This is a genomic window from Herbinix hemicellulosilytica (genome assembly GCF_002904165.1).
GTDB classification, from domain to species: Bacteria; Bacillota; Clostridia; order Lachnospirales; family Lachnospiraceae; genus Mobilitalea; species Mobilitalea hemicellulosilytica.
This window is the reverse complement of record NZ_CVTD020000001.1, coordinates 1-8606: the sequence shown is the minus strand read 5'-3', so window position 1 is coordinate 8606 and position 8606 is coordinate 1. Positions and strand designations below refer to the sequence as shown.

General features: G+C 34.0%; 8 protein-coding genes and 7 tRNA genes. 1 reads left to right on the top strand and 14 read right to left on the bottom strand.

Translation table 11 applies throughout. From position 1 onward, the window contains the following. Positions 1–170: 170 nt before the first annotated feature. The 10 genes from HHT355_RS00070 to HHT355_RS00025 all read right to left on the bottom strand — a co-directional run bounded on the left by HHT355_RS00070 (position 171) and on the right by HHT355_RS00025 (position 3676). Positions 171–250 (bottom strand) — tRNA-Leu (locus tag HHT355_RS00070). 16 nt (positions 251–266) lie between these two features. Further along, a tRNA-Lys gene (locus tag HHT355_RS00065) sits at positions 267–339 on the bottom strand. 139 nt (positions 340–478) lie between these two features. Continuing rightward, positions 479–550, bottom strand: a tRNA-Gln gene (locus HHT355_RS00060). Positions 551–554: 4 nt separating this feature from the next. Beyond that, positions 555–628 (bottom strand) — tRNA-His (locus HHT355_RS00055). A 45-nt stretch (positions 629–673) separates the two neighbouring features. Beyond that, a tRNA-Arg gene (locus tag HHT355_RS00050) sits at positions 674–747 on the bottom strand. A gap of 44 nt (positions 748–791) precedes the next feature. Then, positions 792–862 (bottom strand) — tRNA-Gly (locus tag HHT355_RS00045). A 76-nt stretch (positions 863–938) separates the two neighbouring features. Further along, positions 939–1013, bottom strand: a tRNA-Pro gene (locus tag HHT355_RS00040). Positions 1014–1262: 249 nt separating this feature from the next. Beyond that, on the bottom strand, positions 1263–1748 hold the full coding sequence (locus HHT355_RS00035; RefSeq protein ID WP_103201422.1) for a metallophosphoesterase family protein: 486 nt from the start codon (positions 1746–1748) through the stop codon (positions 1263–1265). Then, a complete protein-coding gene (locus tag HHT355_RS00030) occupies positions 1726–2367 on the bottom strand; it encodes an XTP/dITP diphosphatase (protein ID WP_103201421.1) in 642 nt (213 codons plus the stop codon). Before HHT355_RS00030 ends, HHT355_RS00035 begins: the two co-directional genes overlap by 23 nt. A gap of 43 nt (positions 2368–2410) precedes the next feature. Next, on the bottom strand, positions 2411–3676 hold the full coding sequence (locus HHT355_RS00025) for an N-acetylmuramoyl-L-alanine amidase family protein (protein ID WP_158245840.1): 1266 nt from the start codon (positions 3674–3676) through the stop codon (positions 2411–2413). A gap of 405 nt (positions 3677–4081) precedes the next feature. Between HHT355_RS00025 and HHT355_RS00020 the strand changes: the two genes are divergently transcribed. After that, positions 4082–5002, top strand: coding sequence for an alpha/beta fold hydrolase (locus tag HHT355_RS00020; protein WP_103201419.1), 921 nt, complete (start codon positions 4082–4084; stop codon positions 5000–5002). A gap of 264 nt (positions 5003–5266) precedes the next feature. On the opposite strand, the gene HHT355_RS00015 is transcribed toward HHT355_RS00020, so the two are convergent. The 4 genes from HHT355_RS00015 to HHT355_RS00005 all read right to left on the bottom strand — a co-directional run bounded on the left by HHT355_RS00015 (position 5267) and on the right by HHT355_RS00005 (position 8148). Next, a complete protein-coding gene (locus HHT355_RS00015; protein ID WP_103201418.1) occupies positions 5267–6436 on the bottom strand; it encodes a THUMP domain-containing class I SAM-dependent RNA methyltransferase in 1170 nt (389 codons plus the stop codon). 77 nt (positions 6437–6513) lie between these two features. Then, positions 6514–6828, bottom strand: coding sequence for a rhodanese-like domain-containing protein (locus HHT355_RS00010; protein ID WP_103201417.1), 315 nt, complete (start codon positions 6826–6828; stop codon positions 6514–6516). Positions 6829–7022: 194 nt separating this feature from the next. Beyond that, on the bottom strand, positions 7023–7316 hold the full coding sequence (locus HHT355_RS13480; RefSeq protein WP_146039154.1) for a hypothetical protein: 294 nt from the start codon (positions 7314–7316) through the stop codon (positions 7023–7025). 358 nt (positions 7317–7674) lie between these two features. Further along, on the bottom strand, positions 7675–8148 hold the full coding sequence (locus tag HHT355_RS00005) for a DUF1700 domain-containing protein (RefSeq protein WP_113976300.1): 474 nt from the start codon (positions 8146–8148) through the stop codon (positions 7675–7677). Positions 8149–8606: the final 458 nt, after the last annotated feature.

Here is an 8606-nt window from a genome sequence, read left to right as displayed (position 1 = left end):
GACCTCCCAGTGCCAGTCAATCATCTAACCACCAGGAGGTAAATTCAAATGCCTAATAATCTTATCACAGATTTATTAAATTTGGAAGGCATTATTTTAAAAAATCTCTAAATCAGACAAATTAATACGGAACCGGATAAAAACATTAAATTTGCTCAACTTTTAATTCATGCGGATGAAGGGACTCGAACCCCCACGGTCGCCCACCAGATCCTAAGTCTGGCGCGTCTGCCAATTCCGCCACATCCGCCCATATAATAATTTAATGAGACATCGGGGACTCGAACCCCGGACACCTTGATTAAAAGTCAAGTGCTCTACCGCCTGAGCTAATATCCCCTAATATGAAAAAATCGAGAAGCGGAATACTTCCGTCTCTACGTATAAAATTAGATATATATAATTTTTACTTATATCCGGCTGTACCATTTTACATATCTGCCTTACATAGCTATTACACCTAAAGTACAAACCGAAACTGGGCTAGATGGATTCGAACCATCGAATGCAGGAGTCAAAGTCCTGTGCCTTACCGCTTGGCGATAGCCCAACAGGGTGGGTAAAGGGATTCGAACCCTTGACCTCCAGAGCCACAATCTGGCGCGCTAACCAGCTACGCTATACCCACCATATAAAAAAAATAACTTTTAAATATTCCTTATTTAAAAGGAAATGTGCCAGGAGGGATTCGAACCCCCGACACATGGCTTAGAAGGCCATTGCTCTATCCAGCTGAGCTACTAGCACATAAAGTTATTTTCTGATGATATGATGTATAAAGCCACATATCAAGCGGGTGATGGGAATCGAACCCACGTATCTAGCTTGGAAGGCTAGTGTTCTACCATTGAACTACACCCGCATATTATATCCATATTAGTTTTATTTTATTACCTCATTCTTATCGGGAAAACCGTTATCGGCTATTCCTTGATAAGTCGGGGTGACAGGATTTGAACCTGCGACCTCTTGATCCCAAATCAAGCACTCTAGCCAAACTGAGCCACACCCCGATAAGTTATGCTCCGGTACAATTTGATTACTGTGGCTTCTGATGACTTAACGCGTACCGCATAAGGCATTCTTAAGCTTTTTTGACTTTTCTTTAGCGCCGTGACGCAAGACTTATTATATAATAGCATCTGCTCGTTGTCAACATTTTTTTTGATATTTCTTTTAAAAAAATTATTTATTTTTCGAACTTTTTAAATTGTTAGGATAATACAAAAAATATAGTCCCTATAATAAAACAAACCCAAGATTTATGACTTAAGATAATTTAATGTAAAGTGCGCTTTGCCCATCCTGTCGATATCCATGATTATATACGTAGGAGTCCCTCCGCTTTGCCTGGGCAATGACAGGCTTCCGGGATTAATAGCCCATACATTGTCATTTAAATCTATCAATGGTACATGCGTATGACCAAACATAACTATATCGGCTTGTCTTATCCTGGCAGCTTCTTTAATTGGTCCGGTGCCAAAATACACTCCGTACTTGTGCCCGTGGGTCAAAAATACAGAATAATCTCCAATCATTATTACTTTTTCTTTGGGAAGATTAATAAAAAAATCATTGTTTCCGCATACCATTTCAACAGGGCAGGGGGCAATAGATTTTATATATTTCTCACTGCCGCAAATATCACCAAGATGTATCATTAAATCTATATGCCCTACTTTTTGCAGGGTTTGAAGCAAATTCCGATCTCTGCCGTGTGTATCACTTACTATCAATATCTTCATTGTCTATCTCCTGCTTTTTATATACCGCCAAATAATTAGTCAAAACTTCTTTAACGGCCCTAAGTGCCTTTCCCCGATGACTGATCTGATTTTTAAGATCGGACGGCATATCTGCCGTAGTGCAATTGTATTCAGGTACATAAAAAATCGGGTCATATCCAAAACCGTTGGTACCGCTTATTTTTTCAGCTATAAGTCCTTCAATAACACCGGTCCTGGTGACAGTTTCACCGTCCGGAAAAGCACAGGCAATTACACAAACAAATCTGGCGCTACGGTCTTTTTCCGGAACATTTTTTAGTCTGTCCAGGATATATTGGTTTTTTATCTCGTATGAAGTATCCTCCCCAAGGAATCTTGCCGAATAAATGCCCGGAGCTTTATCAAGATAATCTACCTCAAGACCCGAATCGTCAGCAAGAGTAATCTCTCCTGTCATATCACAGACTGTCCTTGCTTTTATTATTGCATTTTCCTCAAAACTTGTGCCGTTTTCTTCAATATCAATATTTAACCCAATATCTTTAAGGGAACAAAGCTCTATATCCAAATCTTTCAGTATTTCCCGTATTTCTTTCATTTTCCCTTCATTGTGAGTAGCAAATATCACTTTCATCATGTCATTCCCCATTCATGCTGCATTTGTGTAACTATACCCTTAACTAATGTATAAGCTCATCATAAGCCCGCCAAATACCGTTATATATCCCTATTGCTATATCCTGCTGCCCTGATTGACTTTGCAGGTAATCTAAATCATTGATGTTGGATATATAGCCCGTTTCTATTATGACGGCGGGAACTTTGGCATTGGCAAGGATGAAAATATCATCATCTTTCATTTCCATGACTCCGCTGCTTTTTAATGATACGGTTTTTGACAGCTCATCACTTAAAATTTTAGCCAGATCTTTTGTTTTGATATTACCATTCTCATGATTATAATAAAGGATTTCGGTCCCGTTAGGGCCGGTATAATCACTGGAATTACAATGAATACTTATAAAGAAATCACATTCCACTTCATTTGCCAGAGTTACCCTTGGCCGCAGATATATAGTTTCATCTATGGTCCTAGTATAATATACTTTAATATTATCCTTGTCAAGAAGTTCTTTTAATTCATGCATTATTTTCAGATTTATATCTTTTTCGTAAATTTTTTCGTCTTTTGATATGGCACCGGGATCTTTCCCGCCATGCCCGGCATCAATTACTAAAATTTTATCATAAACTTCTTTTGGTCTTCTCAAATCTATATAATAGTAATTTTCATCTTCAAAAAGAATATGTGCATATACATGATTAAGCTGAAGGACTATTTCATGGACATTAAACCCATAAAGGCCTGTCTTGTTTTCAATATTGATAGAATTAACCGGATCATTGCCATAATATTTTATAACTGTAGATGAATATGTACCGTCTTCTTCAGGGCTGCTATTTTCGGCTTCCGCGTGTTTTGGCTCACCCAAAAACACTTCATCCCTGTAAACTCTTGCAATAAAGTTCTGATCCGGACTTTCTTTCGTATATCCTGAAATTATAATTTTAAGCTGCTTGTTTAAATAAAGATCCTCCAGTTGAATCCTAAGACCTTCACCCAAAGGTTTTCTTATTATCAAAAATTGTTCTCCAAGCTGCTCAATTATATCATCCTTTACACCACTTTTTACACCTGTAAGAACAATACGAGCGTCTTCGGCTGTTTGTTCATTATCATCCATATTAGGATTTTTTGCATCATATTTTTCGGTGTAATCCTTATTGTTCTCTTTATCCGGATCAACATAAACAGCTTTATCCTGGGCATAACTAGCCGATATGGTTACGGAGCTGTACTGTCTTACGGCATAGGACAGCATTATGACACTTAGCATAAGTGCCACACTCTGCAAAGCTGCCTTTCTTAAAAGGTTTTTGTCCAAAAAAATTCCCTCCATACAAACTTTCAGATTATTCTGTATATGAAAATTATATATGAATTTAAAACAATAAACAACGAAAATTTATAAATTTATTCTAAAATTGGAGTTTTTTGCTGTTTAATGTAATTTCAGTTTGACGAATTTTGAATCATTTAATTATATTATATAAAATAATAATTATTTTTTGTTTATAAATCAATGAGTATAAATCTCTATATACATATATTCGAATTATAAAAAAATATTTTTGGCATTAAACACAATTTACCCTATACTTTCTAGCTAATACTATATAATCTTCCTGATTTTGCAGTAGATAATTTGCTAATTATTGCATTTTATAACAAAAATTAATATAATGAGAATAAGATATAAATCTAAAGTTTATCGGATAGGGGATTTAAAATGAAAACAGCCAACTACATAAAAATAAGGCAAAAAGACGGATATGTAACTAAACTTAAATGTATATACAGTCCGGACAAGCCCAAAGCAAGCATTTTAATCCTGCATGGCATGGCTGAGCATCATAATCGCTACTTAGCATTTTCACAATACCTGGCAGATTCAGGTTTCGATGTATATTTATATGATCACAGGGGTCATGGCTATGATACTAAATTAAGTGATCTTGGATTTTTTGCAGAAAATAGGGGTTATAAGCTTGTTACCGAAGATGTAATTGAAATCAGCAAATATATTGAAGCCAATAACAGAAGCAATAAACTCATTCTATTCGGACACAGTATGGGTTCTCTGATTGCCAGAAATGTAATTCAAGCCTATGATAAATATACCGGTGTAATCTTGTCGGGAACCGCTTATCCCTCAAAAATTCTTATTAATTCAGGCCTGCTTGTAACATCTCTTGTTAAAAAGATAAAAGGTCCGAAGCATATTTCCCCGTTTTTAAGCAATTTAATCTTTGGCGGCAAGAATTATACCAAACTATCGGAAAGGACTGCCTTTGACTGGTTGTCACGAAGCCACCAAGCAGTAGGAGCCTATATACATGATGCGTATTGCGGTTTTATCTGTACCGCTTCTTTTTACAATGATCTTATGAAATTAACCGCAAATGCTGCCAATAAAAATCTGTTACAGTCGACAAAAACCGATCTTCCTATGTTTATTATTAGCGGAGACAAGGATCCTGTAGGCGGTTATGGAAAAGACATAAAAAGGCTGTTATCTCTGTATAAAAAACTTGGTTTTACCAAGATAGCCTATAAAATATATCCCGAATGCAGACATGAACTTATAAATGAATTAAACAAAGAAGAGGTATTTAACGATATCCGTTTTTGGATTCAAAAAATATTATAAAACATATCAGTTTATTACAAGATCGATTTCATCTAAATCTATATATAAAAACCTGCCCCCATTGTCATATACACTGAATATAACTTTTGACAATGTTTTCAGGCAGGTTTTTTATATTCATATTAATATACTTTTTTATAATAAATTTAGAAATTTTTCTTTAGTTATTGGATTTAGCATAAATTCTTATTAGCAATTTCTGATAAACATTATTACTTAAAGATGGATTTTTCTTTAATTTCTAAATAATTTATTTTTTTCAATTTATTCAATTGTCTGATTTTGGCTATCCTTCTTTTTCGGCGGTTTAGGTCCCATATACTGATACAAATATGTTTTCATCATACCGTTGTATATCTTTCTGTTCTTGTCTGCCTTTCTTCCGATATATTTTTCCGCTTGGTCGTAAGCAGTAATGATATAATATGACCAAGTATCCAGTGAACCAAATACCTTGCCAATAAGCTTATATAAATCAGGAAGATTTTTTCTTTCTTCCAGTCTTTCCCCATAAGGAGGGTTAGTTATAATAAATCCGTATTTTTTACTGCTGCTAAGTTGTGCCACATCTTTTTGCTGAAAATGAATCCATTGATCCACTCCTGCCATCCTGGCATTCTGTCTTGCCGCTTTTATGATTTCACCGTCTATATCATAGCCCTGAATATTCATTTCTATATCTTTGAGTTGAAGATCCAAGGCTTCTTCCCTCGCCTGCTTCCATATACTATCAGGATAAAATCCCTTCCATGTTTCAGCCAAAAAACTTCTTTGTATTCCCGGCGCAATTCTTGCTCCAATCATCGCCGCTTCTATGGGGATTGTACCGCTGCCACAAAAAGGATCAATCAAAATCCTGTCTTTATTCCATGGTGTCAGCATAATTAATGCGGCAGCCAAAGTTTCTGTAATAGGTGCTTTACTGGTTAATTTTCTGTATCCTCTGCGATGAAGTGACTCACCAGATGTATCCAGACATACCGTTACTTCATCTTTCATTATGGTCACCCGAAGAGGATATGAACTTCCGCTTTCCTCGAACCATTCTATCTTATATATTTTTTTAAGCCTCTCAACTATTGCTTTTTTTATAATGGACTGTATGTCCGAAGGGCTAAAAAGTTTAGAATTTATAGAACTAGCTTTGGCTACCCAAAATTTCCCGTCGACAGGAATAAAATCTTCCCAAGGAATAGCTTTTATATTTTCAAATAATTCATCAAATGTTTCGGCTTTAAATGAAGCTATTTTTAGCAAAACCCTTTCCGTTGTTCTTAGGAACATATTTGCCCTTGCACAGGTATCAATGTCCCCTTTATAACTGACTCTTCCGTTGTCAACATTGGTAATTTCATATCCCAGATCACGGATTTCTTTTTTTAGTACCGCTTCCAAGCCGAAATGACATGGTGATATATATTCGTACGCCTTCATCATATCCTCCTAGAGTGCCATAATAATTTTATCCGTTATTAGCATTGTAAAATTAAATGTAAATATAGTCAATGTTTTTATAGGCCCCCTGTTTCCAACCTTCCGTGGTAAGCACGAATACCACCGTACATGCTTTTTATTTTGCATCCGTACTTCATTAAATCCCTGGCCGCTATAAGGCTTATATTACCTCTGTCACAATAAAGTATTAATAATTTCTTCTGTTTTAATACAGCCAATTGGTCTTTTAGATTATCATAAGGTATATTTACAGCCGAGGGAATATGTCCTTTTATATAATCTTCTTTGTTTCTTAAATCTATAATTAATACGTCAGGATGACCTATATAATAAACTACATCATCAGCTTTAATTGTTTCTAAGCAAGACATCCCTGACCGTCACTTCCTTTCCATTGCAATAAATGAACAGAGCCGATCAAAATAAATCTTTCGTATGTAGACTAATACTTATATGTCTCTCATTATATTATATTCCGACAAAATTATTTTGTTATAAGTCAATTAATATAATAAGGCAGGCAATTATTAGCCTGCCCTATTATATCAAATATTGAGTAAGCATTTTATCTGTAATTGTTGTTATTGTTAGTTTTTGAATTATTATTGCATCTTATTGAGTTTGAATTAGAATTGGTAGTATTGCGGTTTGATCCTGTTGTATAATCTGATTTTCCTATATTAGATGAGTTATTATTGGCGTTTCTGGTATTTGTATTTGTTGTATTTCTTGTGTTTGTGTTACCAATATTACTTGTGTTTCTACCGGTATTGGTATTGCTTGTGTTTCTTATTGTATTATTGCTGTTTGTATTTCTTACATTTGATTGATTGTTATTTCTTACATCGTTGCTGCTCATTGTCGGCCTCCTAATTTAAAAATCTATTTGCATATTGCAAGATTATTATTTGTTGTTTTATAAGAAATATTCTACTTAAAATTTTTAAATTATGTAATAAATTAACATTTTTAATGTATTGTTTTCAAAATTTTTAAAATTTAGTCATAAATTAAACCTTGCATTATAAATACTTATATAATATAATTAATAAGTGCTCGGATACTAGAGCACTTATAACCCCTTATTAATTATTTATACTCCCCTCATCGAAACGACCGCTTGGCTCCCCCTCGCGGTCGTTTCTAATTTTTATATTTATTTATATATTTCTTGTATTTATCATCTAATTTAATCTTTCTGTTACTGTCTTCAAAGTCTATCGGTTTCTTAGATAAATAAGCAATAAAACCCCTAATAAAACAGGAACAAAGAAAACTGATAATAGTTTTAGGAATAATAAGCCTATATTAAATATAAACACTAAAAAAATAAACAATATAAATAAGCTTAATATTTTATAGTACCATTTTGTCCCTTTAAAAACCTTTCTGTTTATCCTATATTTTTGATTTTCGTCCCGGGAATAATCATTATAATTTCCCTGTCTGTATTCATAATTATTGCTATCATATCGGTCGTTATAAGCAGTTTTAGACACTTTCTCCGTTTCAATAATAGTCTTTGCTATTAGCCTTGGATCACCTATTTCCTCAATTACTTCTTCCTCACTTTTATCCGTGACCGAACTGATATAATCGCTATAAAATTTTATATTCTTTTCTATAGTACTATTATCTACTTCGCCTTCCAGCGCTTGTCTTAAAATGTCCAAAAATTCTTTTTTATTCATAATAGCCTCCTTTGGCTTATTCTAACACAATTTAACTTAAGGGTAAATTAATCACACATTAAAAAATAAGAATTTTATAATTAAAGTAATCAAATTCGTACCGTTCCCCAAAATTCTTAGAAAATATAATATTTAGAATCATATAACAATACATAAATTATACTAATAGCCGTTCATTAATATGTGCAATATAAGTTCAAAAATAAATCCGTAATCTGACCATAAAACGAATTATAAGCCTTGTATTCTAATATATTCGGATAGCATCATACCCAACATCTTGCAAAGATGATTACGAATGTTAAAAAGATTCAAAGCTAAATAATATTGTATTATTCAAACATCATACATCAACACTCGACAAAAAGCCATTAAAATAGCTCTAAATACAGATACAGTAATGGGGCGGGATTCAATGAATTCCGCCCCAACTATTGCAAATAAACGGCAAAAAAAAA